This window comes from Stenotrophomonas geniculata, from assembly GCF_034508895.1.
GTDB lineage: Bacteria > Pseudomonadota > Gammaproteobacteria > Xanthomonadales > Xanthomonadaceae > Stenotrophomonas > Stenotrophomonas geniculata.
Genome location: NZ_CP140571.1, coordinates 3,691,636 through 3,714,801 on the forward strand (window position 1 = coordinate 3,691,636; position 23,166 = coordinate 3,714,801).

26 protein-coding genes are annotated in these 23,166 nt (G+C 66.2%); 16 read left to right on the forward strand and 10 right to left on the reverse strand.

The features are described 5' to 3' along the window. Nucleotides 1-36: 36 nt before the first annotated feature. Nucleotides 37-1,305: a hypothetical protein gene (locus RI032_RS17015; protein WP_425603803.1), complete on the forward strand. Its 1,269-nt coding sequence runs from the start codon at nucleotides 37-39 to the stop codon at nucleotides 1,303-1,305. Nucleotides 1,306-1,359: 54 nt separating this feature from the next. Here the strand turns inward: RI032_RS17015 and RI032_RS17020 are convergent, their stop codons facing one another. Genes RI032_RS17020 through RI032_RS17030 form a run of 3 tightly spaced genes read right to left on the reverse strand, consistent with a single transcriptional unit; the run spans nucleotide 1,360 to nucleotide 4,035 of the window. Beyond that, on the reverse strand, nucleotides 1,360-2,688 hold the full coding sequence (locus RI032_RS17020; protein WP_322547368.1) for an XVIPCD domain-containing protein: 1,329 nt from the start codon (nucleotides 2,686-2,688) through the stop codon (nucleotides 1,360-1,362). Further along, on the reverse strand, nucleotides 2,685-3,338 hold the full coding sequence (locus RI032_RS17025) for a hypothetical protein (protein WP_049413567.1): 654 nt from the start codon (nucleotides 3,336-3,338) through the stop codon (nucleotides 2,685-2,687). The genes RI032_RS17020 and RI032_RS17025 overlap by 4 nt, the downstream gene beginning before the upstream one ends. A gap of 40 nt (nucleotides 3,339-3,378) precedes the next feature. Next, nucleotides 3,379-4,035 (reverse strand): hypothetical protein, encoded by a 657-nt coding sequence (locus RI032_RS17030; RefSeq protein ID WP_425603863.1) that lies wholly within the window; start codon nucleotides 4,033-4,035, stop codon nucleotides 3,379-3,381. A 274-nt stretch (nucleotides 4,036-4,309) separates the two neighbouring features. On the opposite strand from RI032_RS17030, the gene RI032_RS17035 reads away from it, so the two are divergent. Next, nucleotides 4,310-4,816 (forward strand): GNAT family N-acetyltransferase, encoded by a 507-nt coding sequence (locus RI032_RS17035; RefSeq protein WP_134959340.1) that lies wholly within the window; start codon nucleotides 4,310-4,312, stop codon nucleotides 4,814-4,816. A gap of 22 nt (nucleotides 4,817-4,838) precedes the next feature. On the opposite strand, the gene RI032_RS17040 is transcribed toward RI032_RS17035, so the two are convergent. The 3 genes from RI032_RS17040 to RI032_RS17050 all read right to left on the reverse strand — a co-directional run bounded on the left by RI032_RS17040 (nucleotide 4,839) and on the right by RI032_RS17050 (nucleotide 6,377). Then, nucleotides 4,839-5,045, reverse strand: a complete 207-nt coding sequence (locus RI032_RS17040; protein WP_005410107.1) for a hypothetical protein — start codon at nucleotides 5,043-5,045, stop codon at nucleotides 4,839-4,841. Nucleotides 5,046-5,103: 58 nt separating this feature from the next. Next, a complete protein-coding gene (locus tag RI032_RS17045; protein ID WP_322547369.1) occupies nucleotides 5,104-5,541 on the reverse strand; it encodes an acetyltransferase in 438 nt (145 codons plus the stop codon). A gap of 68 nt (nucleotides 5,542-5,609) precedes the next feature. After that, nucleotides 5,610-6,377, reverse strand: a complete 768-nt coding sequence (locus tag RI032_RS17050; protein ID WP_049413574.1) for an NAD(P)H-dependent oxidoreductase — start codon at nucleotides 6,375-6,377, stop codon at nucleotides 5,610-5,612. A gap of 77 nt (nucleotides 6,378-6,454) precedes the next feature. Here RI032_RS17050 and RI032_RS17055 point away from each other — a divergent pair, with 77 nt between their 5' ends. From RI032_RS17055 to orn, 3 genes are all read left to right on the forward strand, one after another. Then, nucleotides 6,455-6,814: a winged helix-turn-helix transcriptional regulator gene (locus tag RI032_RS17055; protein ID WP_010484895.1), complete on the forward strand. Its 360-nt coding sequence runs from the start codon at nucleotides 6,455-6,457 to the stop codon at nucleotides 6,812-6,814. Nucleotides 6,815-6,889: 75 nt separating this feature from the next. Beyond that, entirely contained in the window at nucleotides 6,890-7,414 is a 525-nt protein-coding gene (gene tadA, locus RI032_RS17060) for a tRNA adenosine(34) deaminase TadA (RefSeq protein WP_049436615.1), read from the forward strand. A 75-nt stretch (nucleotides 7,415-7,489) separates the two neighbouring features. Then, nucleotides 7,490-8,062 (forward strand): oligoribonuclease, encoded by a 573-nt coding sequence (orn, locus tag RI032_RS17065; RefSeq protein ID WP_228354623.1) that lies wholly within the window; start codon nucleotides 7,490-7,492, stop codon nucleotides 8,060-8,062. Between the two features lie 93 nt (nucleotides 8,063-8,155). Here orn and RI032_RS17070 read toward each other — a convergent pair whose 3' ends face one another. Beyond that, nucleotides 8,156-8,710 (reverse strand): DUF4189 domain-containing protein, encoded by a 555-nt coding sequence (locus RI032_RS17070; protein WP_228354622.1) that lies wholly within the window; start codon nucleotides 8,708-8,710, stop codon nucleotides 8,156-8,158. Nucleotides 8,711-8,831: 121 nt separating this feature from the next. Between RI032_RS17070 and RI032_RS17075 the strand changes: the two genes are divergently transcribed. After that, entirely contained in the window at nucleotides 8,832-9,707 is an 876-nt protein-coding gene (locus RI032_RS17075; protein WP_322547370.1) for an EcsC family protein, read from the forward strand. 139 nt (nucleotides 9,708-9,846) lie between these two features. Further along, complete coding sequence (locus tag RI032_RS17080; protein ID WP_322547371.1) at nucleotides 9,847-10,962, forward strand: alkene reductase; 1,116 nt, start codon at nucleotides 9,847-9,849, stop codon at nucleotides 10,960-10,962. 46 nt (nucleotides 10,963-11,008) lie between these two features. Here the strand turns inward: RI032_RS17080 and RI032_RS17085 are convergent, their stop codons facing one another. After that, nucleotides 11,009-11,902, reverse strand: a complete 894-nt coding sequence (locus RI032_RS17085) for a mechanosensitive ion channel family protein (protein ID WP_088026354.1) — start codon at nucleotides 11,900-11,902, stop codon at nucleotides 11,009-11,011. Nucleotides 11,903-12,056: 154 nt separating this feature from the next. Next, a complete protein-coding gene (gene ppsA, locus RI032_RS17090) occupies nucleotides 12,057-14,435 on the reverse strand; it encodes a phosphoenolpyruvate synthase (protein WP_019338196.1) in 2,379 nt (792 codons plus the stop codon). A 144-nt stretch (nucleotides 14,436-14,579) separates the two neighbouring features. On the opposite strand from ppsA, the gene ppsR reads away from it, so the two are divergent. From ppsR to RI032_RS17115, 5 genes are all read left to right on the forward strand, one after another. Further along, complete coding sequence (ppsR, locus tag RI032_RS17095; protein WP_010484909.1) at nucleotides 14,580-15,401, forward strand: posphoenolpyruvate synthetase regulatory kinase/phosphorylase PpsR; 822 nt, start codon at nucleotides 14,580-14,582, stop codon at nucleotides 15,399-15,401. Nucleotides 15,402-15,619: 218 nt separating this feature from the next. After that, nucleotides 15,620-16,129, forward strand: a complete 510-nt coding sequence (locus RI032_RS17100) for a DUF1249 domain-containing protein (RefSeq protein ID WP_010484911.1) — start codon at nucleotides 15,620-15,622, stop codon at nucleotides 16,127-16,129. Nucleotides 16,130-16,171: 42 nt separating this feature from the next. Continuing rightward, nucleotides 16,172-16,660, forward strand: a complete 489-nt coding sequence (locus RI032_RS17105; RefSeq protein WP_313297644.1) for an NUDIX hydrolase — start codon at nucleotides 16,172-16,174, stop codon at nucleotides 16,658-16,660. A 143-nt stretch (nucleotides 16,661-16,803) separates the two neighbouring features. Then, on the forward strand, nucleotides 16,804-17,421 hold the full coding sequence (locus RI032_RS17110) for a DUF2239 family protein (protein WP_322547372.1): 618 nt from the start codon (nucleotides 16,804-16,806) through the stop codon (nucleotides 17,419-17,421). A gap of 117 nt (nucleotides 17,422-17,538) precedes the next feature. Beyond that, nucleotides 17,539-18,900: an MATE family efflux transporter gene (locus tag RI032_RS17115; RefSeq protein ID WP_322547373.1), complete on the forward strand. Its 1,362-nt coding sequence runs from the start codon at nucleotides 17,539-17,541 to the stop codon at nucleotides 18,898-18,900. Between the two features lie 81 nt (nucleotides 18,901-18,981). Here the strand turns inward: RI032_RS17115 and RI032_RS17120 are convergent, their stop codons facing one another. After that, nucleotides 18,982-19,632 (reverse strand): class I SAM-dependent methyltransferase, encoded by a 651-nt coding sequence (locus RI032_RS17120; protein WP_019338200.1) that lies wholly within the window; start codon nucleotides 19,630-19,632, stop codon nucleotides 18,982-18,984. Between the two features lie 344 nt (nucleotides 19,633-19,976). Here RI032_RS17120 and RI032_RS17125 point away from each other — a divergent pair, with 344 nt between their 5' ends. From RI032_RS17125 to RI032_RS17140, 4 genes are read left to right on the forward strand one after another with little or no spacing between them, the layout of a single operon-like run. Further along, nucleotides 19,977-20,591, forward strand: a complete 615-nt coding sequence (locus tag RI032_RS17125; protein ID WP_019338201.1) for a CDP-alcohol phosphatidyltransferase family protein — start codon at nucleotides 19,977-19,979, stop codon at nucleotides 20,589-20,591. A gap of 22 nt (nucleotides 20,592-20,613) precedes the next feature. Continuing rightward, nucleotides 20,614-21,678: a class III poly(R)-hydroxyalkanoic acid synthase subunit PhaE gene (phaE, locus tag RI032_RS17130; RefSeq protein ID WP_164191488.1), complete on the forward strand. Its 1,065-nt coding sequence runs from the start codon at nucleotides 20,614-20,616 to the stop codon at nucleotides 21,676-21,678. After that, entirely contained in the window at nucleotides 21,675-22,742 is a 1,068-nt protein-coding gene (phaC, locus tag RI032_RS17135) for a class III poly(R)-hydroxyalkanoic acid synthase subunit PhaC (RefSeq protein ID WP_010484926.1), read from the forward strand. Before phaE ends, phaC begins: the two co-directional genes overlap by 4 nt. Before the next feature lie 33 nt (nucleotides 22,743-22,775). Then, nucleotides 22,776-23,144 (forward strand): YfeK family protein, encoded by a 369-nt coding sequence (locus RI032_RS17140; RefSeq protein WP_031269840.1) that lies wholly within the window; start codon nucleotides 22,776-22,778, stop codon nucleotides 23,142-23,144. Nucleotides 23,145-23,166 lie beyond the last annotated feature (22 nt).

Sequence of the window (23,166 nt, forward strand, 5' to 3'; positions counted from 1 at the left end):
GGCGCCGACATGGAAACCTAATCGTAAGGACACCACATGCGAATCGTTCCCCCGAATGCCCGGCACGCCGCCGCCCACTGCAGTGCATCCGTGCGCCGCCTGCCGCCGCTCTGGCTGCTGTCACTTGGACTCGCCGCAGCGTCGGCACAGGCTCAGGAGGCCGCAGCACCCCTCGTGGAGACGCCCCCCGCTGCCGAGGCGGCCTTTGACGCGCCTGCAGGGACGGCGCACGTTGCAGTACCCATGGCGACCGAAGCTGTTGTCGCGGCACCGGCTCCCGAAGTACGGGTTGCCGCGACTCCCCCTGTGACACCTGTGGTGGACGCGCAGCCGGCGCCGGCTGCGGACCCGGCGCCTGCGCCCGTTGCGCCCGCAGCGGCGGCGCCTGTGGCTGCACCGCCTGCCGTCGTCGAGCCAGCCGTCCCGGCGGTAGCTCCCGCGCCACCCGCCTTGGTCATCGTGCCGTTGCAGCCCGAGCAGGCCACCGAGCGCGCGCTTGGCGCCCGTTGCCCGGTGGATCTGGCCGGGCGGCTGGCGACCCAGGGCGAGCTGCTGATCGGCGCCTGCCAGGGCAGGATGCCGGCGCATCTGGCCGCGCTGCTGGTCGCGCTGCCCCAGCAGGACATCCACCTGCCGCGCAGCTGGCGCGAGCGTGAGGTGCAGCAGAAGGCGTGGTTCAAGGCGGTGCCGGGCTACGGCCAGCGCCCGGACTTCATCGTGCGGATGGGCGACATCTGGGTGCGCTCGCTGGAAGGGCGCGACGCCGACAGCACGTTCTATCTGGTGTCAGCACCGTTCACCTGCAGCGACCAGGTCGCCAACCGCGATGAGTACGGCGCGGAGCCGGTCCGCGTGCCAGCGGGTGATTGCCGCGAGGCCTATGTGGCCCAGCGTGTGTACCAGGTCCGCGGGGACGCGGCGCCGAGGGATGTGACCGCCGATGCCATGCCGGCCATGCCCCCGGTCACGGAGGCCGATCGTGCGCGTCAGCTGTCGCGTAAGGGACGGATCAGCCTGGACCATAGCAAGTTGCAGTACGGCCCGGCCATGCGCTGGTTCGTGCAGTACCCGGAGTCTGCGCAGAAGGGCGGTCCGCGCGCCTACGGTGACTGGAACCGCGAGCACATCGCGTTCGTGGTCTGGACGGGGGATCGCTTCGAGCTGCGTGAGAAGGTCGCGCGGGCGCAGTGGCCCTGTGACCCGGTAGCGCCGGGCGATCGCGCCTGTGGTGGCTTCCCGGATTCCGGGTCGGATCTGTTCGTAACCGCCGGTGCGTCGGCGCCGGTCGCGGCCTCCAGCCCCTGACGCGCGATGCTGAAGTAAAGCGGGAGCCGGAATGACCGGCTCCCGCGCTGTTCATCAGGCCTGCATGCTGCGGGTCTGGTTCTGCTGTTGTTCCAGTTGCTGATCGCGATCCTGTGCCAGGCGCTGTACCGCGGCTTGCTGATCAATCCGCTGGCTGCTCTGCTCCAGCGGCGTGTTCATCGCCACCGCTGTGTCCACCGACACGCGCAGGTGTGCCGGGTCGCCGCCCTGGCCCTGCACCGCGAAGCTGCGTGAGGCGTCGGCATTCATCACCACCTCGTCGATGCGCTTGCCACCTGCAGCGTGCATCTCCGCCGCCAAGCTACCGGCCAACTGCGTACTCATCACATCCGGCACGCGGCCGACGCGAACGTCCTGCGCGTGCACGCCGCGGATCGCATCGTTGAACAGTGGGTTGCCCAGGTGATTGGCATCGTCCATGCGCAGCATGCTGGTGTGATGGCCGTTCTTCTCCGCTTCGCGGCGTGCCGGTTCACCGGGCTGCAGCGGGCCGCGGATGTGGTCGTACAGATCGATGGCACCGCCCGGGATGCCCCGTGCCGCGCGGGTGACGCCGCGACGCAGTGACTCGACGTCATCGCGGTACTCCTCGATCATCCTGGCGTTGTCTTTTGCCAGCTTCTGCGTTTCCGGGTGTTTCAGAACCGAGCCGTCGCCGAGGAAGTTGCCCAGCTTGTGCGCGCCGAACGAGCTGCCTGCTGCGACGAGCGGGCTGTCCGGGATAAGGGCGCGCAACGAGTGATTGCTGAAGCCGTTTGCGGCGAGTGTCTTGATCTCATCCGGCTTTGCGTAGATGCGCACCTGGCCGAAGTGTGGCGAGGCCGAGCTGACCGGATCGGAGGCCATGACGTGATTGATCATGGTGTTGCCGCCTTCCGGAATGCGGTAGCTGAGGCTGACCGCGCCGTAGGCATTGAAGGTCTCGCCCTTGACGTTGAAGTGGTGCGAGGTGATCTGGGCCAGAGCGCCACCGAGAGAGTGGCCGGTGACGGTGACTTCGGGTGGGCGCTGTCCGAGATCCTGCCCCTCCTTCTTGGCATAGGCGAGGGCGCGTTGGGTCAGCGCGATGGCGTCCGGTGCTTGGACGTTGGTGCGGGCGACAACCATGCCACCATCGGTCAGGATCGCATCGCGGGCGAACTGTTCGGTGCCGCGATGTGCGACGACAATTTCATTGGTGTCGACTCGCTGGTAGATCGTTCCCTGATAACCGTTCAATCGATTATCAACGTGCTCGAGGATCTTGTACTCATGCCCGTTGATCGCTACGAGCTCTTCCTTGCCGGGAGCGCGTCGACCGACCGCACGGTCCTTGTACACGTCGTCGGAAATACCCGCATAGTCTTGGCTGCTGAGGCTCATTGGCGGACCTCATTGGCTTCAAGTGAAGCCGAGAACAGCGAATTCTGCAGCTCAGGGCGGAACTTGGTGGGGTCTTCTTGGCCGCTTGCGCCGTAGTCAGGAATCTCGTTCACGCGCGGATAGTCTGAACGAGGATAGTGGCGAGTCTCGGTCTCGCCTTTGACGAATGGCGCTGCTTCAATAAATGAAAGGAAGCGCGTCTCGCCCTCGGCCCCCGTCGCCTTCAGCATCGCGCCTGCACCGGTGAACTCCCACTTGCAGACACCGCGACCGTAGTAATCCTCGTCCAGCATGCGGTCGATGTATACAGTGCCCCGGTACTCACCATCAGCGACCTTGCGCAGCTCCACCGGCTCCTGGCTGGTGATGCGTGCGGCGGTACCGGTGGCTGGTTCGATGTAGCCGCACTGGTCTTCGTTGGTGACGTCGTACTGCGCTACGCCTTCGACCACTGCGAAATCACCGGGGGCATCCTTCAGGCGCAGCACCAGTTCATAGGCCTTGCGCGGGCTGGGGTTGAGCTTGGCGAGGCCACGCCCACCCTGGGCGACATCGGCTTCAGCAGCGGCACGTTCCTGGTTCATGGCGGTCTCCGGATTGCAGGCGGTCAATAGAAGCAGAGCAAGGCACGGGATCATCTTGTGGCGCAATGTCGGCCTCCTTGGGGGTAGGGATGGTTGAACTGGCAGCTCATGGCGCGAGTTTCTGCACAGTGGTGGTGGTTGAGAACAGCGCGTTGCGCAGATCTTCGCTGTACCCCGACGGATCTTCCTCGCCACTGGCGCCAAAGTTGGCGACAGTGGCGGCGCGCGGATAGATAAGGTTTGGGTAATAAAGCGTAAGAGGTGAGTCGCTCTCCATGCGCTCCTTGTCGACGAACGTCAGGAATCGCGTATCCGCCTCGCCGGTCGTAGCGCGCAACATCGCACCGACTCCCGTCAGCGCCCAATGGCAGACACCACGCCCGTAGTAATCCTCGTCCTGCATGCGGTCGAGGTAGAACGTGCCGCGGTACTCGTTCTCACCGACCTTGCGCAGCGTGACGAGCTCCTGGCTGGTAATACGGCTGGCGGTACCGGTCGCCCTCAGGACCCGGCCGCAGTCCTTGTGGTTGCTGACGTCGTACTGGGCAACGCCCTCGACGACCGCGAAGGGACCAGGGGCATCCTTCAGTGTCAGTACCAGCTCGTAGCCCTGCTGCGGTGACGGGTTGAGCTTGGCCAGGCCGCGTCCACCTGCGGCAACGTCACGCTCTGCGTCCGCGTAGGGCGAGCAGGCCGTCAGTGCCAGCAAGAGGCCCATCGGTACCAGATGGCGTCCCTTGCGTGTCGGCATGGCTACATCCATGGCGGCATCCTGCATCGTGCGTCCGTGTCCATATATCCTTCCCTGGTGACAGGTTTATCGATTATGGAGTGTTCTGGAAACCTGACGCCAGCGACGGCAGGGCGTCTGCGACGGAATTTTGACGCATTCAGCGTTCAGTGGTGTCGCCGAATCGATTGCGGCACGGGCGATTCGAGGTTCGCGGGGCGATTGCGCCTCGCGCTCGACATTTCGCCGCCAATTTGTGACAAAGGTCTCAAATTCACCCAATGCTCACGCAAGCGAACATTACGCCATGAACTACACCATCCGTGCCGAAGCCATTGATGATCACGCCACCCTCCATGCGCTCACCGAGGCCGCATTCCGGGATGCTGCGCACAGCAGCCATACCGAGCAGTTCATCGTCGATGCCCTGCGCGCCCGCGGGGAGCTGAGCGTTTCGCTGGTGGCCGAGATGGACGGCAAGGTGATCGGCCATGTGGCGGTGTCGCCGGTGACGATCAGCGATGGCAGCACGGGCTGGTTCGGCCTGGGACCGATCTCGGTATTGCCCGCGTGGCAGGGGCAGGGCATCGGTGCGGCCCTGATGCACGCCGCACTTGAAGCGCTGCGTCAGCAGGGTGCACATGGCTGTGTATTGCTGGGCGAGCCGGCCTATTACGGTCGCTTCGGCTTCCGTGCCGAGCCGGGCCTGGTCCTGCCGGGTGTGCCTGCAGAGTACTTCCAGGCACTTTGCCTGCAGCCTCCGCTGGCACAGGGCGAGGTGCAGTACTCACCGGCCTTCGAGGCGACGGCCTGATCCGGGCCTGGCACGTTCCGGCTCAGGGCGCCCGCCAGACGGTCGGTTCGGGTTGCGGCTTCGGAATGCGGTAGCCGCCGATGTGTTCAAGCAGTTCGTTGGTACGGCGCTGCTCGACCAGTACCTCACGCAGCAGGTTGCGCACGGCGAAGATGGCGAACGGCACCAGGATCCAGACCAGGCTGATGCCCAGCGCAAACAGGGTCAGCAGGGCTTTTGCACCATCCATGCACGGCGTTCCTTGGTCGAAAGCAGCCACGCTAGCACGTGGCCGCTGCCGAAGGATGTCAGCCGTTATGCCGAAGATGGATGAGCGGATACGGACGGCCTTGCGAATCGAGCGGTGAGCGGCCGCTTTCGACGAAGCCCATGCGCAGGTAGAAGCCGACGGCCTGTGTGTTCTGTTCGTTGACGTCAGTGCTCAGCTGCGGATGCTGGGCAAGTGCATGTTGCAGCAGTTGCCGGCCGATCCCGGTGCCACGTACGTCGGGATCGATGAACAGCGCTTCCATGTGCGTGCCGTCGATCAGCATGAAGCCCAGCGGCCGATCCTGTGCATCGACAGCAACGGTCATCGGCGCCTGCGGCAGGAAACCGGCCACTTCGGCATCGATGGCCTGGCGGTCTTCGGCACTGAGGAAGTCGTGGGTGGCGTCGACGGCGCAACGCCAGAGGTCGACAAGGGCGGCGCCGTCGTCGGCGCGAGAGGGGCGCAGGGTGGTCATGGGTTCACCAAGGTGCTTCGGAAGAGTGCGAAGTATGAGGCTTTCCGGTAGCGCCTGCAGGCGAAGATTCATCCCGCGTCGCGGTGGCGGATGAAGGGGCTGTGCGCGATCGCGTCCGCGCGCAGCACCACCCCATCCTCGAAGTCATCGCTGTCGTTGAAGGGCACGATTGGCCACTGCCGCCAGTGCGTCAGTCGCTCGCGGTAGGAGAGGGTGGCTGCAACCAGTGCTTCGTCGTGGGCCTGCACGCGTTCCGCTGCAAGCCCGGAACGCACGCCATGCACCACGCATGGCTCCATCACCTCGAAGCCGACGTAGCGCAGGCTGTACATCAACGGCCACAGCAGCAATCGGGTGTCGCCTTCGCGGCCGTCCACCGCGCATGCCCGTGCCGATGAACCGGTGGTGACGCTCAGCAATGCACGCTTGCCCTGCATCACGCCATGTTCGTGGCGCTGACGGCTGTTGTACATCGGCCCATATACCAGCACGCGGTCCAGCCAGCCCTTGAGGATGGCTGGCGCCGCGAACCACCACAGCGGGAACTGCAGGATCACCAGGTCTGCGACCCGCAGCAGGTGCAGGTGCCGTCGCACATCGGCGGGTAACTGCTCCAGTTCGGCGCTGTGGCGTTGTTCGCGCTGGGCATCGAAGCGCTCGGGCTGCAGGCGCCGTGGATGGTGCCAGGCCGCTTCCAGCGGATCGAAGCCTTCCGCATACAGGTCGACCACATCCACCTGCGAGTGGTCGTGCCTCAGCTGCTCGGCCGCCTGCGCGGCGAGGTGGGCATTGAAGGAGCGGGGTTCGGGGTGGGCAAGCAGGATCAGGGCGCGCATGGGCGAGGTGTTCGAGGAGTGTGCGACCATCCTCGCGGTGCCGGCATGCCCCGGCAATTACGTACCTTGAGGTAACCATGGCCTATCCGGGCGATGTCTATGCCGCCGATTGCTCGGCGCGCGATGCGCTGGCGCTGATCTCCGGCAAGTGGGTGATGCTGCTGCTGCCGGCATTGGCGCAGGGCCCGCTTCGCAACGGCGCGTTGCTGCGGAAGATCGAAGGCATCTCGCAGAAGGTGCTGACCCAGACTCTGCGACAGCTGGAGCGCAATGGGCTGGTCGAGCGGTGTGACCGGGGCAGCAAACCGCTGCATGTCGAGTACCGCCTGACCGAGGTCGCGCACGGTCTGGTCGAGACGTTGTCCGCCCTGGACCGCTGGGCGGAGCACAATTTCCCGGCGCTGGATGCGGCCCGCGAGCGCTTCGACGCGCGCTAGCGGCGCCTGTACGGCCCGGGGCGTACAATGCGGCCCCGGCGGCCATCCTGGCCCTGCACACACGCGAGAACCGCCATGACCGACGCCCTGGGCGTGCCGGTGCACGACACCGATGAACACTGGATGCGCCACGCGCTGGCGCTGGCCGAGCGCGCGCAGCGCGAGTTCGACGAAATTCCGGTCGGAGCCGTGCTGGTGGGTGCCGATGGCCAGCTGCTGGGGGAGGGCTGGAACCTCAACATCGCCTCGCACGACCCCAGCGCGCACGCCGAGATCGTGGCGATGCGGGCCGGCGGAAAGCTGCTGGCGAACCACCGCCTGCTCGGCAGCACGCTGTATGTGACCCTGGAGCCGTGCGCGATGTGCGCGATGGCGATCGTGCATGCACGCGTCGCCCGTCTGGTCTACGGCGCCAGTGACCCCAAGACGGGCGCCTGCGGCAGCGTGTTCGACCTCATTGGCGACGCCCGCCACAACCATCGCGTCGAGATTCACGGCGGGGTGCTGGCCAAGGAAGCCAGTACACGCCTGACCAATTATTTCCGCGCCAAACGTGGCAAGCCGCCGCTGCTGCTGGAAGACCACGTCGGCGAGGGCTGAGGGGCGAACGGGTATGATGGGCGCCTCTTTCCTTCACCGGTAGGCCGCGCGCCTGCCCAGCAACGAGGCGACACAATGGCGGACACCGGCGCGGCCAACGAACGACTGATCTGGATCGACCTGGAAATGACCGGGTTGGACACCGACAACGATTCGATCATCGAGATCGCCACCGTGGTCACCGATGCCCAGCTCAACGTGCTGGCCGAGGGCCCCGAATTCGCCATCCATCATCCGCTGGAAACGCTGGAAGCGATGGACGAGTGGAACCGCAACCAGCATCGTCGTTCGGGCCTGTGGCAGCGCGTGGTGGACAGCACCACCACGCTGGCCCAGGCCGAGGCGCAGACCGTGAACTTCCTGGCACAGTGGATTCCGGCCGGCCTGTCGCCGATGTGCGGCAACTCGATCTGCCAGGACCGCCGCTTCCTGCACCGCCAGATGCCCCGCCTGGAGAAGTATTTCCACTACCGCAACCTGGACGTGTCCACGGTGAAGGAACTGGCCAAGCGATGGGCGCCGACCGTGGCCGCCGGCGTCGGCAAGAACAGCAACCACACCGCGCTGAGCGACGTGCACGACTCGATCGCCGAGCTGCGCCACTACCGCCAGTTCATGGGGGCGCTGTCGGGGTTGCCGACAGCCTGATTGGTGGTGCCAATCAGCGGCAGGCACTACCAATCAAATGGACACCACCGGTGCTGAGAAACGGGGGTAGAACCGCTCCCCCGGTTTCCACTCTCAAGGAGACCAGTTGGGTCCCGGGTCGGGACCCCTGCCATACAGGTTGACTGCCCGGGCGCAAGTGAAATGAACCGGTCGGCAACCGTTGGGGCAGGTCTGGCGTGCGACTTCGGTGCCGAGCGCCAATTCATTGTCGCTGCGGAAGACCACTTCAAACCGGCCGGTGTCGTAGTGCTGCAATGCGTAGGCGCATCTTTCAGTGAACGAGGCAATGATCTCGCACTGTGTTCCGCTGCGCTTGTTACAGGTCTTCAATGCCTGTTTCTCGGCAGCCTTCTGTTTGTGTTGGCGAACGCTCCAGCCGAGGAGTGTGCCATTCGGCGAACGGGCAAATGCAACCCATTCGGAGCCCATCTTTACTCGGGTGGTTGGTGCGGACGGAGAAAGTCCGGCGTCGCCACCACCGCCTCCGGGAATCGGCGCACAACCCAACACGCCTTGCCCGCCAATGGGGTAGGAACCCGGTGGGCATCGACCTTCGGCCTTGACGATGTGAGGCAGGCCGAGAGCAGCCAGGAAAAGGGGGCAGATCAGCAGTAGTCGGGCGAGCATGGGGCGTCCTTGCCTGGGTTGTTCCATGACCCCATGCAAGCGGGGCCGCTACTGGGATCATAGACCGGTGCCGAGGGCGCTACCACCCTCCGTTCAACTCCCCGGCGCTAAGATCGGCGCCATGAACGAGCCCATCCTGCTCCCCCGCGACATCGCCCACGACGCCCGCGACTGGTCCGACCTGCAGCGGGCGGTGGCGCTGCTGGAAGCGCCGACCCTGACCGCGCGCATGGCCAACCTGGTTGGCACGCCGCTGGAGTTCGCGGTGAAAGCACTGCCCAGTTCGGTCTCCAACCGCATCCACGGTGCGGTGCAGGCGGCGCTGACCAAATCGGCGCAGGCCGCGCTGTGGAGCATGGACAACACCCCGGGCAAGGGGGCCTCCACCCGCTGGCACAAATTGGCGGCGGCCACCTCCGGCGCGGTCGGCGGGGCATTTGGCTTTGCGGCCTTGTTCATCGAGCTGCCGGTGTCGACCACCATCATGATGCGCGCGGTGGCCGACGTGGCCCGCAGCGAGGGCTTTGACCTGTCCGAATTCAGCACCCGCCAGGCCTGCCTGGAGGTGTTCGCGCTGGGTGGCAACTCGCCGCGCGATGACGCCAGCGAGACCGGCTACTACCTGGCCCGCGGCTTCACCACCGACGTGATGCGCCACCTGTCGGCCGAATTGGCCGGGCGCGTGGTGACCGGCCGCGACCTGACCCTGGGCGTGGCACCGAAGGAGGCCGGCAAGCTGCTGGCGAAGATGGTGGAGAAAGTGGCGGCGCGTTTCGGCGTGGTGGTCACCGAGAAATTCGCCGCGCAGGCGGTGCCGATTGTCGGTGCCGCTGCAGGTGCAACGCTCAATACCATGTTCACCGACTACTACCAGGACATGGCGCGCGGTCACTTCATCGTGCGCCGGCTGGAGCTGAAGTACGGGGAAGACGTGGTGCGCACCTGCTATGACCGCGTGGCGCATGGCGCGGTAAAGATCGAACCCCACCTGGAGTAGATCCACGCCATGCGTGGATGAGCCTTCATGCCGGGCCATCCTTGCCTGCCGGGCACAACTGTTTTGCCACAACACGCCTGTTGCCTTTCGCAGGCGGTCCCCATTCTTGCTGGCACTCCCCCCGCAAGAGATGTCCGCCATGTTGTTCACCTCCCACCGTCTGGGCCCGCTGACCCTGCCCAACCGCATCGTGATGCCGCCGATGACCCGCTCGCGTGCGGCTGCCGGCAACGTTGCTACCGCCGAGATGGCGACCTACTACGCGCAGCGTGCCGGTGCCGGCCTGATTGTCAGCGAAGGCACCCAGATCAGCCCGCAGGGCCAGGGCTATGCCTGGACGCCGGGCATCCACAGCCCCGAACAGGTAAAGGGCTGGCGGCAGGTGACCGATGCGGTGCACGCCGCCGGTGGCCGCATCTACGCGCAGTTGTGGCACGTCGGCCGCGTCTCGCATGTGGCCCTGCAGCCCGATGGCGTAGCGCCGGTGTCTTCCTCGGCATTGCTGGCCGATGGCGTGAAAGTGTTCGTCGACCCGACAGGGGCAGGTCCCGAAGCCGGCGTCGGCGAGATGATCCAGCATTCGATGCCGCGTGCGCTGCGCGAAGACGAGATTCCGGGCGTCGTCGCCGATTACGCGCAGGCCGCCCGCAATGCGCTGGAGGCGGGCTTCGACGGCGTCGAACTGCATGGCGCCAATGGCTACCTGATCAACCAGTTCATCGACTCGCAGGCCAACCAGCGTACCGATGGCTATGGCGGTTCGCTGCAGAACCGGCTGCGCTTCCTGCGCGAGGTCGTGCAGGCGGTGGTCGAGGTTGCCGGTGGCGAGCGTGTGGGCGTGCGCCTGGCGCCGCTGACCACGCTGCAGGGGGCGGTGGACGATACGCCGCAGGCGACCTATCTGGCTGCCGCACACCTGCTCGGTGAGATGGGGGTGGGCTACCTGCACATTGCCGAAGCGGATTGGGATGATGCGCCGCTGATGCCGGTGGCGTTCAAGCAGGCGCTACGCATGGTCTACCCGGGCACGCTGATCTACGCCGGCAAGTACACCGCCGAGCGCGCCAGGCAGGCGCTGGCCGAAGGCTGGGCCGACCTGATCGGTTTCGGCCGGCCGTTCATTGCCAACCCGGACCTGCCTGAGCGCCTGCGTACGGGTGCAGAACTGAATCCGCCGGATCGCGCCACATTTTTCGGTGGTGGTGCGAAGGGTTTCACCGATTACCCGGCGCTGGAAGAGGCCGCCGAGGCCTGATGCCCATCGGTGGGTGCCGACCGTTGGTCGGCACTCCCGGGTTGGATCAGGGCTTGTCGCGCACCAGCGCGTCCGCTTCGACCACGCCGCCATCCTTGCCATGCAGGTACAGGTGCATGTCCTGCTGCGGGTACGGGATGTTGATGCCGGCCTTGTCATAGCCCAGCTTCAGCTGTTCCAGCAACGTGACTTTGGTACCGAACCAGTCGGCCGACTTCACGTAGCAGCGGATGCCGAGGTTGATCGCGTGCGCGCCGAGTTCGTATACCACCACGTCCGGTGCTGGCGTCTGCAGCACGCGCGGGTCGGCCTTCATCAGCGCCAGCGCGGTGTCGCGTGCCAGCTGGATGTTGTCTTCGTAGCCGATGCCGATCACCAGTTCGACGCGGCGCGTCGGTTCGGCGGTGAGGTTGATGATCGGCGCGGCGGTGATCAGTGTGTTCGGAATGGTGGTGTGCTGGTTGTCGGCGCCGGTAAGCACGGTCTGGAAGATGCGCACTTCGCGCACGGTGCCGGTCTGGCCGGCCACGGTGACCACATCGCCCACGCGGAACGGTCGCAGCGTCACCAGCATCACGCCCGAGGCGATGTTGGACAGCGAATCCTTCAATGCCAGGCCGACCGCCAGGCCAGCGGTGCCGAGCACGGCCAGCAGCGGGGTGATCTGCACGCCCAGCGTGCCGATCGCCAGCACCACTACGATCACAAGCGATGCGGCATACACCACGTTGCGCAGAAAGCTGCCGAGCATCGGATCCACGCCCATGCGCGCAGTGGCGCGCGGCATCGCATTGGACAGGCGTCGTGCCACCCACATGCCGACCAGCAGCACCACGATGGCGGCCAGCAGCGGCACACCATAGGTCTCCAGCAGGCGTTCCCAGTCGAGCGAGTGGAACCAGGGCGTTGCGGCGGGCGAGGGCGGTGCGGCGGCGATCATGCGGAAATTCCTTTGCTGCTGCGGGACAGGTGCGAGGTACGCGTGGCGTGCAAGGACGCCAGAAACAGCAAGCCCCGCAGAGGCGGGGCTTGCGTGCAGCAGCAGTATCGGCTGACGCCGATGAACACGACGTCAGCCTGCGGCCTTTACGGCATCAGCCGTTGGCCTTCAGCTTGGCCAGGCGCAGCCAGGTATCGACCACGGTGTCCGGGTTCAGCGACACCGACTCGATGCCTTCCTGCATCAGCCACTCGGCCAGATCCGGGTGATCGGACGGGCCCTGGCCGCAGATGCCGACGTACTTGCCCTTGGCGCGTGCGGCCTTGATCGCCATCGACAGCAGCTTCTTCACTGCCGGGTTACGCTCGTCGAACAGGTGCGCGACGATCGACGAGTCACGGTCCAGGCCCAGGCTCAGCTGGGTCAGGTCGTTGGAGCCGATCGAGAAGCCGTCGAAGATTTCCAGGAATTCATCGGCGAGCAGTGCGTTGGACGGCACTTCGCACATCATGATGATCTTCAGGCCGTTCTCGCCCTGCTTCAGGCCGTTCTGTTCCAGCACCTCGATGACCTTGCGGCCTTCTTCCAGGGTGCGCACGAACGGAATCATGACCCACAGGTTGTCCAGGCCCATTTCGTTGCGCACGCGCAGCACGGCCTTGCACTCCAGCGCGAAGGCGGCCGAGAAGCTCGGGTCGACGTAACGGCTGGCGCCGCGGAAGCCGATCATCGGGTTCTCTTCGTGCGGCTCGTAGTTGCTGCCGCCGATCAGGTTGGCGTACTCGTTGGACTTGAAGTCCGACAGGCGCACGATCACGGCGTTCGGTGCAACCGAGGCGGTGAGGGTGGCGATGCCTTCGGCCAGGCGGTCCACGTAGAAGCTGACCGGATCACCGTAGCCGGCGATCTTCTCGTCGATCTTCTTCTTGGTCGCCGCGTCCTGGCGGTCGTACTCCAGCAGCGCGTTCGGGTGGATGCCGATGTGGCTGGCGATGATCATTTCCAGGCGGGCCAGGCCGATGCCGGCGTTCGGCAGCTGGCCGAAGTCGAAGGCACGTTCCGGGTTGGCCACGTTCATCATGATCTTCAGCGGTGCCGGCGGCATGTTGCCGAGATCGGTGGTGGTGCGCTCGAAGCCGAGCTTGCCTTCGTAGATGAAGCCGGTATCGCCTTCAGCGCAGCTGACGGTGACCAGCTGGCCATCTTCGATGACCTTGGTGGCGTTGCCCGAACCGACCACGGCCGGCACGCCCAGCTCGCGCGCGATGATCGCGGCGTGGCAGGTACGGCCACCACGGTTGGTGACGATGGCCGAGGCGCGCTTCATCACCGGCTCCCAATCGGGATCGGTCATGTCGGCGATCAGCACGTCGCCCGGCTGCACGCGGTTCATGTCGTCCAGCGTCTTCACCACGCGGGCTACGCCCGAGCCGATCTTGGCACCGACGGCACGGCCTTCGGCCAGCACGTTGCCGCCCTTTTCGGTCAGCGCGAAGCGCTCGATCTGGGTGGCGTGGCTGCGCGACTTCACCGTTTCCGGGCGTGCCTGCACGATGAACAGCTTGCCGCTGACACCGTCCTTGGCCCACTCGATGTCCATCGGGCGGCCGTAGTGCTTTTCGATGACCAGCGCCTGCTTGGACAGTTCCTGCACGTCCTCGTCGCTGATCGAGAAGGTGTTGCGCAGCTCTGCCGGGGTGTCCTCGATCTTCACGCGCTCGCCGGGGACGTCCGAATACACCATGCGGATCGCCTTGCTGCCGAGCGAGCGGCGCAGGATCGCCGGCTTGCCGGCCTGCAGGGTGGGCTTGTAGACGTAGTACTCGTCCGGGTTGACCGCGCCCTGCACGACCATTTCGCCCAGGCCGAACGAAGAGGTGACGAACACCACGTCGCGGAAGCCGGACTCGGTGTCCAGGGTGAACAGCACGCCGGAGGAACCGACGCCCGAACGCACCATCAGCTGCACGCCGGCGGACAGGAACACGTCCTCATGCTTGAAGCCGTGGTGCACGCGGTAGGCAATGGCACGATCGTTGTACAGCGAGGCGAACACTTCCTTGACCTTGTGCACGACGTCGTCGGCACCGGTGACGTTGAGGAAGGTTTCCTGCTGGCCGGCGAAGGATGCATCCGGCAGATCCTCGGCGGTGGCCGACGAACGCACGGCCACGGCCACGTCGCCGCCGCCATTGTCGGCGCTCAGCTTGGCGTAGGCGGTGCGGATGTCCTGGTCCAGCTGCGGCTGCAGCGGCGCGTCGATCACCCAGCTGCGGATCTCCTTGCCCGCAGCGGTCAACGCGTTGACGTCCTCGACGTCCAGCGTGGCCAGCTTGTCGAAGATGCGCTTGGACAGGTCGTTGTGCGCGATGAAGTCCTTGAAGGCTTCAGCGGTGGTCGCATAACCTCCGGGAACGGAGACGCCCAGACCGGCCAGATTGCCGATCATCTCGCCCAGCGAGGAATTCTTGCCGCCTACGCGGGCCAGGTCGGCCAGACGCAGTTCGTGCAACCACAGGATGTTCTCGTTCAAGCGCGATGCTCCGTTTGGCCATCGCCCGAGGCGGGCTGAGTGGCCGCGTCCGTAGGAAGAAGCCGATATGATGCCGGGCAGACCGCTGTCGACACAAGCTTGTGTTGGCGGCCCTTTTAGGCTTCGTAGGGGGTAAAAGCGCGCATGTCGACCATCCGTCCGGTGTTCTACGTTTCCGATGGAACCGGTATCACCGCTGAAACCATTGGGCATAGCCTGCTGACCCAGTTCTCCGGGTTCAGCTTCATTACCGACCGGATGTCGTTTGTCGACGACCCCGAAAAAGCCCGGGAAGCCTGTTCCCGGATCCAGGCGGCGGGGGAGCGGTACCAGGTTCGGCCGATCGTGGTGAACTCCTGCGTGGACCAGAGCCTGAGCCTGATCCTGGCCGACAGTGGTGCCCTGATGCTGGACGTGTTCGCGCCGTTCATCGAGCCGCTGGAGCGTGAGTTGTCCAGTTCGCGCGTGAACCGTGTGGGCCAGGCCCATGGCATGGTCGACTTCGATACCTACCACCGCCGCATCAACGCGATGAACTTCGCGCTGACCCATGACGACGGTATCGCGGTGAATTACGACGACGCCGACGTGATCCTGGTGGCGGTGTCGCGCGCCGGCAAGACACCCACCTGCATCTACCTGGCCCTGCATTACGGGGTGCGCGCGGCCAACTACCCGCTGACCGACGAGGACCTGGAAAGCGACCGCCTGCCGCCACGGCTGCGCAACTACCGGCGCAAGCTGTTCGGCCTGACCATCGACCCGGACCGCCTGCAGCAGATCCGCCAGGAGCGCCGCCCGAACTCGCGCTACGCCAACCTGGATACCTGCAAGCGCGAGGTGGCCGCGGCCGAGGTGATGTTCCAGATGGAGCGGATCCCGACCCTGAGCACCACCCATACCTCGATCGAGGAGATTTCCAGCAAGGTGCTGGCCACGCTGGGGCTGCAGCGCGAGCTGTATTGATCCTTCCCGGGGCGCCCCACTGCAGGCCAGCGGCCGGCACTACCAATGGGTGCTTTAACCGCGCCCTGTAGAGCCGAGCCCACGCTCGGCTGGGCCACCGGGTTCTCCCAGAACAGCAGCCGAGCATGTGCTCGGCCCTACAGCGGTGGCGGCGACCGACGGGTTGGCTGTGGCTCGAGGCGCCCCCACGTTGAAGCACCAACGTGTAGGATCGACCCATGGCCCGAGCCTTGCCCCGCACCGAACGCATTCCCCGCCTGAGCCGGCTGAGCTGGCTCATGGGCCTGTACGCGGAAAACTACCGCCACCTGGTGCGCCTGTTCGAACCGGCCGGACTGGTGGCGGGCAGCTACATTTCCTCGATCGGCGACGGCCTGGATGTTCGTCTGGACGTGATCGAGTGCCACCGTTACACGGTGGAACTGCGCCTGACCTACGACCTGGCCGACCCGGTCACCGGAGAGCCGGACCCGTCGGCCTATGTGCGGCTGTACCGTGACGCCCGCCAGGCCGAGACCACCCACTGCTACGTGGGCCGCCGCTGGCAGGACACGATGGGCCTGTATCCGCCGCCGGCGGAGCTGATCAGCCATCGCATGCGGATGAACACCTTCCTCGGCAAGTGGCTGGAATACCTGGCCGAGCGCGGCCACGGCGTCGCCACCCTGCGCCGTGATCCCGATGGTGCCGGCACGCCCACTGAGCGCCGCCTGTCGCTGGTGCGCTGATCGGCCATAATCCATGGCCGACCTGCCGCTGGATGCTGCCCCATGCCGTATACCCCGATCGTCGCCACCCTGGGCTACGTGCTGTCGCCCGATCGTCGCCAGGTGCTGATGATCCATCGCAATACCCGCCCCGGTGACCATCATCTGGGCAAGTACAACGGGCTGGGTGGAAAGATCGAGGCGGACGAGGATGTGGCCGCCAGCATGCGCCGCGAGATCCAGGAAGAGGCCGGTATCGACTGCACCAGCATGCGCCTGCGCGGCACCCTCAGCTGGCCGGGTTTCGGCAAGCACGGCGAGGACTGGCTGGGCTTCGTGTTCGTCATCGATGGATTCGAGGGCACCCCGCACGGCGGCAACCACGAGGGCACGCTGGAGTGGGTGGACCTGGACAAGCTGGACACGCTGCCGATGTGGGAGGGCGACCGCAACTTCCTGCCGCTGGTGTTCGACGCCGACCCGCGCCCGTTCCACGGCGTGATGCCGTACAAGGACGGCCGCATGGTGAGCTGGTCCTTCAGCCGTCTGTGATCCGGCGGATCGGGTGGGTGCCAACCATTCCGGTGGGGGCCAACCGTGGTTGGCACGCTCTTCTGGTTGATTAATGCCCGGGTAATATTGACGGCCGCAAATTACCCGGGCAATATTGGTGCATCGCCTCTGATGCCATTGCCATGCCTGCGTCCCGACTCCCTCCCTTCAGTTGCTTCGACGGCCATCGCCTGGTCGCTTCCGGTACCCCGGAGGTGGCGGCGCTGGCGCTGAAACAGCTGCGCGCCGGCAACGCTGCCGGACCGCTGCTGGTGTTCGACAACGCTACCGGCCGCACCCGTGATTTCGATACGCGTGGTAGCGACGCAGAACTGCTGGCGCGGGTCATCGAAGCGTTTCCCGCAGCCGTCGAGGCGGATGCCGACTTCACTGCCGAAGATGTGCCGGCAACCCCGCGCGGCCGTGGCCGCCCCAAGCTGGGCGTGGTTGCCCGCGAGGTGACGTTGTTGCCGCGCCATTGGGCGTGGCTGACCGAACAGCCGGGTGGCGCCTCCGTGGTTCTGCGCAGGCTGGTGGAGGCGGCCAGCCGTGCCGGTGCGGACAAGGACCAGCAGCGCCGCCACAGCGAGCGTGCCTATCACTTCCTGCAGACCATCGCCGGCGACCTGCCGGGTTTCGAGGAGGCGATCCGTGTCCTGTTCGCGCACGACCGGGCGGGCCTGGAAATGGCGTTGCGCAGCTGGCCCGAGGACGTGCGCAACCACGCCCTGCGCCTGGCATTCGAGAGCGCCGACGGCTGAGCCATCGCGCCGTCGTTGAGCGGCGGCGCCACCTGATCGCGGGCCACGGCCCGCTTCCCCTGTGCGTGCTTTGCTGGCGGAAACGCCGGGCAGGGCAGCCCTTGCCCAGAGAGTCCCATGACCCCCCCTGTACATCCGACACCCCCGGCCGCACCACCGCTGTGGCGCACCTACCTGGCCCTGCTGCTGCCGATGCTGCTGACCAATGCGCTGCAGCTTGCCGCAGGCACGCTGGACAACATCTACCTCGGCCATCTGCTGGGGACGCAGGCGGTGGCTGCCGCCGCAGCGTTCTTCCCGGTCTTCTTCCTGCTGTTGGCCCTGGTAATGGGCCTGGCGACCGGTGCGATGGTGCTGATCGGCCAGGCCTGGGGCGCGGGCCGGCCGCAGCAGGCGCGCGCTGTGGCTGGCAGCGCGGTGGCGCTGATCCTGCTCATGTCGGTGCTGGTGATGGTCGTGGGCGGCGGTTTCGCTCCAGAGCTGCTGGTGGCACTCGGTACGCCGGCCCCGATCCTCGGCGAATCCATCGTCTATGCCCGTATCCTGCTGCTGGCGGTACCGGTGTTCTTCCTGCTGTGGCTGGCCACTGCGGTGAGCCGCGCGGTGGGCGATGCGAAGACGCCGCTGCATGCGCTGCTGCTGGCCACGGTGGTCGGCCTGCTGTGCACGCCGCTGCTGATCCTGGGCTGGGCCGGCCTGCCGCAGCTGGGCGCAGCCAGTGCGGCAGTCTCGGCGGCGCTCGCCTCGCTGCTGGCCCTGGCCTGGCTGATGTGGCGGTGGCAGCGGATGGGGCACCCGTTGGCACCGGGGCATGAGTTGCTGCGAGCGATCCGTTTCGATGGAGCACTCATCCGTCCGATGCTACGCATCGGCGTACCGTCCTCGCTGCAGATGCTCAGTCTGGCCGTGGCCGAGATCGTGCTGCTGGGCTGGATCAATCGCCACGGCTATACCGCCACCGCCGCCTACGGCGCGGTCAATCAGTTGATGAGCTGGGTGCAGCTGCCTGCGATGTCGCTGGGCATCACCGCCACCATCCTCGCCGCGCATGCGCTGGGGGCGGGACGTACGGCACGGCTGCCCGCCATCGCCCGCACCGGCGTGCTGCTTGGACTGGCGATACTGAGCGGGGTGGTGATGCTGGTTGTGGCGCTGGCGCCCTGGTTGACTGGCCTGATCCTGGCGGCGACCGACGTGCGCGAACTGGCCACGCAGCAATTGCGCACCGTGGTGTGGGGCGTGCTGGCGATGGGAGGCAGTGCGGTGCTGGTCGGAGTGATGCGAGGCGGTGGCATGGTGTTGTTGCCGGCGTTGCTGGGCATGGCGGCCGTATTGCTGCTGGAGCTGCCACTGGCGATGTGGCTGCAGTCCCGGCACGGACTGGCCGGGCTGTGGTGGGCGTGGCCGCTGGGGTTGCTGGCCATGCTGGTGATGCAGGTGCTCTGTTTTGCTCGTTGGAGGCGGGTGCAGGCTGGGTAGTGCCGGCCGCTTGCCGGCAATCCGGAATCGTCGGGGCAGCCGGCCAGCGGCCGGCTCTACCACTCGGTCAGGCGGGCAGCTTCAGCGCCGCTGTGCCAACAGCAGGTGGAAGTGCTTTTCGCGGGTCTGGCCGTCATTGCCGGCCGCGGATTCCCGGTGGCTGCGCCAGGCAGAGACACGGAAGCCCGATACCCGCAGTGCGAGCTCCACCACATCCAGCTCATGCAGTTGGAAGTCGGCAGCGAATGGCAGGCTGCGCATGAAGCTGGCGTCGCCAAAGGCCAGGCACAGGCGGCCGCCCCGGCGCAGTACCCGCGCCAGCTCATCCAGCACCGGGGCCAGGTTCGGCCAGAAGTACAGGGTGTTGACCGCCAGCGCGGCATCCATCGCGGCATCGGCGACCGGCAGCGCATGGGCGTCGCCGTGCCGCATCGCCGCACGCTCGGCCAACCCGGCGCTGGCCAGCCGCTGGTTGCCGGCCTCGACCATGGCGGTGGACAGCTCGATGCCCAGATAGCGGCTGCCGGTGGCCTGCAGCATCAGCGGCGCGAAGGCCGCATTGCCCGGGCCGACCTCCAGGACCTGTTCACCGGCGCCGACGGCCAGCAGCCCGATCGCGGCCAGGTTGAGTGCGCCGTTGCTGCGGTTCATCGAGTCGGCGACCGCCAACGCGGCCTCGCCATGGGGCTGCCGCAGTTGTGCGGCCAGGGTGGGAGCATCCAGCATCATCATCGTCCATTACAGAGTTTCGGACGTGGCGGCGGCGGGTCCGCCGGTGACCATAGCGCCGACCTTGTGGCTTGGGAAGTAGGGAAACCCCGATGCAGGGTGATGAGGAAATGTCCAACGTCGCAGTCGGTGAGATCTGGTTGTCCACAGGGGGTGTGGATTACGCGTGGGCAACTTTGTGGATAAGCCGCGACAGGCGCCACCCCCCTAGGCTGTCAAGATGGGTGGCGAAAAATTCACCGCTGGTGAGGACAGGTGAGGGAGCGGTGAAGGCTGGGTCCTGCCAGCGCTGTCGCCAGTGGCGGCGCTCGCGGTAACCTGTGGGCCTTGATGCTCCGTGAGACCCCATGAAACGTCACTTCTCGATGCTGCGCGAATTCCAGCTGGCCGACTGGTTCACCCTGGCCAATGCTTTCTGCGGCACCGGTGCGGTCTTTGCCGCGATGCGCTTCCTGCAGGACGGCGAGCGCGGCTACCTGCTGTTCGGCATGGCGTTGATCCCGCTGGCTTTCATCTTCGATGCGCTCGACGGGCGCATCGCGCGCTGGCGCAAGTCCAGCTCTACCCTGGGCCGCGAGCTGGACTCGCTGTCCGACGTGATCTCCTTCGGCGTGGCGCCGGCGGCGCTGGCCTATGCCTGCGGCATGCAGGGCGGCTGGGACTGGCTGGTGCTGAGCTACTTCGTCTGCTGCGGCGTCAGCCGCCTGGCGCGCTACAACGTCACCGCCGAGGCGCTGGCCGGCGACGAGGGCAAGGTCAGGTTTTTCGAGGGCACTCCGATCCCGACCAGCCTGGTGCTGGTGATCGTGCTGGCGATCGCCGCCGGTACCGATGCCATCGGCCAGGACCTCTGGTTCGGCCAGTGGCAGATCGGTCCGTGGCAGCTGCACCCGATGGTGCTGCTGTTCGCCCTGTCCGGGTCGCTGATGATCAGCAAGACCCTGCGCATTCCCAAGCCATGAGCCAGCCCAGCGGAGGCCTGTGATGACCAGCTCGGCCCATGACGCCGGCAGCAGCGATTTCGAAGCCCTGGCGCGGCAGTACTTCGGCGCCTGGGGCGATGCCCTGCGCCATGCGAGCACGCCCGGTGCGCCGGCCGGTGACGACCCCGGCAGCTGGCAGCGGTTGTTCGACTGGTGGGGCCAGCTGTTGCCCGAACAGGGGCAGGGCGCACCGGAAGATGCCGTGCGCCGGTTCCGCGAACAGGCGGGCAGCTGGTACGGCACCATGCAGGAAGTGGCCGCGCGTTTCGCCGGCCGCGACGCCAGCAGCGCGGACGTGGCACAGGCCTGGCGCGAGGCGGTACAGGGGCAGGGCGACGGCATGCTGCAGTGGATGCTGCAGGGGGCCCGTGGCAGCACCCACGCCGGCGCCGCCGTGCCCGAATTCGCCGCATGGCTGCAGCAGTTCCAGCTGCAGGCTGGCCCGTGGCTGCAGAGCCCGGCATTCGGCCCGGGCCGCGAACACCAGGCGCGCTGGCAGGCACTGCTGCGCGCACAGGAGGAATACCAGCAGCATTCGCGCGCCTACGTTGATCAGATCAGGCAGGCGCTGGATGAGGCCTTTGCGCTGTTCGAGCAGCGCCTGGCCGAGCACGAACAGCCCGGCACCCAGCTGACCAGCGCCCGCGCGATGTTCGACCTGTGGATCGAAGTGGCCGAGGAGGCCTACGCCAAGGTCGCCATGTCCGAGCCGTTCCAGCAGGTATATGCCTCGCTGGGCAACGCACAGATGCGCCTGCGCGCCGGCCTGCAGCGTGAGGTGGAACAGATGAGTGAACGCATCGGCCTGCCGACCCGCAGCGAGATGGATGCCGCACACCGCCGTATCGCCGAGCTGGAGCGCAGCCTGCGCCGCCTGCAGGCACAGGTGGCGGTGCTGGCTGGAACTGCCGAGGTGGACCCAGTGGCGCAGCCGGCGCCGGCGAAGGTGAAGCCGGTCGTACGCAAGGCCGCGAAGAAGGCCGCGCCGGCAAAGAAGGCGGCTGCGAAAAAGGCGTCAGCGAAAAAGGCCACACCTCGCACTTCCACTCGGACGCGTGACCGATGAAGGGGCCGCTGGGCTTCAACGCCGATGACCTGATGCAGGAAACCCTGGCCATGCAGCGCAAGCTGATGGAAGGGCTGAAGCTGCTGCCGCAGGTGGAAGACGTGGACTATGGCGTGACCGCGCGTGAGGAAGTCTGGCGCGACGGCAAGGTGGTGCTGTACCGCTTCGTCGGCGAACAGTCACCGACCCGGCGTACGCCGCTGCTGATCGTCTACGCGCTGGTCAACCGGCCGTACATGGTCGACCTGCAGGCTGACCGTTCGCTGGTGCAGAAGCTGCTGGCGCTGGGCCAGGACGTGTACGTGCTGGACTGGGGCTACCCGGATCGCTCGGAGCGCTTCCAGACCCTGGAGGACTACCTGCTGCGCTACATCGATGGCGCCGTCGATGCGTTGCGTGCGCGCAGTGGTGGCCCGGTCGACCTGCTGGGTATCTGCCAGGGCGGCGTGTTCGCACTCTGTTACGCCGCGTTGCGCCGGCAGAAGCTGGGCAAGCTGATCACCATGGTCACCCCGGTCGATTTCCAGACGGACGACAACATGCTCTCGCATTGGGCGCGGCAGGTGGACGTGGACCTGTTGGTCGACACGCTGGGCAACATCCCGGCCGACCTGATGAATGCCAGTTACCTGATGCTCAAGCCGTTCCGCCTCAATGTGCAGAAGTACGTGGGCCTGCTCGACATCCTCGATGACAAGGCCGCGCTGGAGGACTTCCTGCGCATGGAGAAGTGGATCTTCGATTCACCGGATCTGGCGGGCGAGGCGTTCCGCGACTTCATCAAGCAGTTCTACCAGGGCAACGGATTGATGAACGGCACGGTGCGGATCGGCGAGGAAGCGGTGGATCTGTCGCAGGTGACCCTGCCGGTGCTGAACATCTATGCAGAACAGGACCATCTGGTGCCACCGGATGCTTCGCGCGCGATGCGTGGGCGCTTGGGCACGGACGACTACACCGAGTCCAGTTTCCGTGGTGGGCATATTGGCATCTACGTTTCCGGCCGTGCGCAGCGCGAAGTGCCGGCCACGATCGATGGCTGGTTGAAGGCGCGTGACCTGTAGAGTCGAGCCATGCCCGACTGACCTGGGGGGATGATGACGTACCGGATTCTGTTGATTCTTGCGGCACTGCTGGCAGCGCCGCTTGCCCACGCCGCACCCAGTGCGGATGCACGGCGGGAGATCGCCCAGCTGATCGCCAGCCTGGACGGCTCCCAATGCCGCTTCCAGCGCAATGGCAGCTGGCACGATGGCAGTGATGCGCGCGCGCACCTGCAGCGCAAGTACGACTACCTGCTGAAGAAGGACATGGTGGACAGCGCCGAGCAGTTCATCGAGCGCGCTGCCAGCCAGAGCAGCATGAGTGGCAAGCCCTACCGCATCCAGTGTCCGGGACAGCCTGAACAGACCGCAGCCGCCTGGTTCGGCGCACGCCTGCAGGCCCTGCGCCACCGCACGCCGTAGACATGGGGGCGGTGTAGAGTCG

What these genes read in the sequence shown, in the direction of transcription:
- RI032_RS17120 (WP_019338200.1), bottom strand. Translation starts at nt 19,632, where the DNA reads ATGATGATGCTGGATGCTCCCACCCTGGCCGCACAACTGCGGCAGCCC.
- ppsR (WP_010484909.1), top strand. Translation starts at nt 14,580, where the DNA reads ATGTCGACCATCCGTCCGGTGTTCTACGTTTCCGATGGAACCGGTATC.
- RI032_RS17015 (WP_425603803.1), top strand. Translation starts at nt 37, where the DNA reads ATGCGAATCGTTCCCCCGAATGCCCGGCACGCCGCCGCCCACTGCAGT.
- RI032_RS17105 (WP_313297644.1), top strand. Translation starts at nt 16,172, where the DNA reads ATGCCGTATACCCCGATCGTCGCCACCCTGGGCTACGTGCTGTCGCCC.
- phaE (WP_164191488.1), top strand. Translation starts at nt 20,614, where the DNA reads ATGACCAGCTCGGCCCATGACGCCGGCAGCAGCGATTTCGAAGCCCTG.
- RI032_RS17110 (WP_322547372.1), top strand. Translation starts at nt 16,804, where the DNA reads ATGCCTGCGTCCCGACTCCCTCCCTTCAGTTGCTTCGACGGCCATCGC.
- RI032_RS17140 (WP_031269840.1), top strand. Translation starts at nt 22,776, where the DNA reads ATGACGTACCGGATTCTGTTGATTCTTGCGGCACTGCTGGCAGCGCCG.
- RI032_RS17100 (WP_010484911.1), top strand. Translation starts at nt 15,620, where the DNA reads ATGGCCCGAGCCTTGCCCCGCACCGAACGCATTCCCCGCCTGAGCCGG.
- RI032_RS17115 (WP_322547373.1), top strand. Translation starts at nt 17,539, where the DNA reads ATGACCCCCCCTGTACATCCGACACCCCCGGCCGCACCACCGCTGTGG.
- phaC (WP_010484926.1), top strand. Translation starts at nt 21,675, where the DNA reads ATGAAGGGGCCGCTGGGCTTCAACGCCGATGACCTGATGCAGGAAACC.
- RI032_RS17020 (WP_322547368.1), bottom strand. Translation starts at nt 2,688, where the DNA reads ATGAGCCTCAGCAGCCAAGACTATGCGGGTATTTCCGACGACGTGTAC.
- RI032_RS17055 (WP_010484895.1), top strand. Translation starts at nt 6,455, where the DNA reads ATGGCCTATCCGGGCGATGTCTATGCCGCCGATTGCTCGGCGCGCGAT.
- RI032_RS17030 (WP_425603863.1), bottom strand. Translation starts at nt 4,035, where the DNA reads ATGGATGTAGCCATGCCGACACGCAAGGGACGCCATCTGGTACCGATG.
- RI032_RS17080 (WP_322547371.1), top strand. Translation starts at nt 9,847, where the DNA reads ATGTTGTTCACCTCCCACCGTCTGGGCCCGCTGACCCTGCCCAACCGC.
- RI032_RS17040 (WP_005410107.1), bottom strand. Translation starts at nt 5,045, where the DNA reads ATGGATGGTGCAAAAGCCCTGCTGACCCTGTTTGCGCTGGGCATCAGC.
- RI032_RS17050 (WP_049413574.1), bottom strand. Translation starts at nt 6,377, where the DNA reads ATGCGCGCCCTGATCCTGCTTGCCCACCCCGAACCCCGCTCCTTCAAT.
- RI032_RS17045 (WP_322547369.1), bottom strand. Translation starts at nt 5,541, where the DNA reads ATGACCACCCTGCGCCCCTCTCGCGCCGACGACGGCGCCGCCCTTGTC.
- RI032_RS17035 (WP_134959340.1), top strand. Translation starts at nt 4,310, where the DNA reads ATGAACTACACCATCCGTGCCGAAGCCATTGATGATCACGCCACCCTC.
- orn (WP_228354623.1), top strand. Translation starts at nt 7,490, where the DNA reads ATGGCGGACACCGGCGCGGCCAACGAACGACTGATCTGGATCGACCTG.
- tadA (WP_049436615.1), top strand. Translation starts at nt 6,890, where the DNA reads ATGACCGACGCCCTGGGCGTGCCGGTGCACGACACCGATGAACACTGG.
- RI032_RS17085 (WP_088026354.1), bottom strand. Translation starts at nt 11,902, where the DNA reads ATGATCGCCGCCGCACCGCCCTCGCCCGCCGCAACGCCCTGGTTCCAC.
- RI032_RS17125 (WP_019338201.1), top strand. Translation starts at nt 19,977, where the DNA reads ATGAAACGTCACTTCTCGATGCTGCGCGAATTCCAGCTGGCCGACTGG.
- RI032_RS17070 (WP_228354622.1), bottom strand. Translation starts at nt 8,710, where the DNA reads ATGCTCGCCCGACTACTGCTGATCTGCCCCCTTTTCCTGGCTGCTCTC.
- RI032_RS17075 (WP_322547370.1), top strand. Translation starts at nt 8,832, where the DNA reads ATGAACGAGCCCATCCTGCTCCCCCGCGACATCGCCCACGACGCCCGC.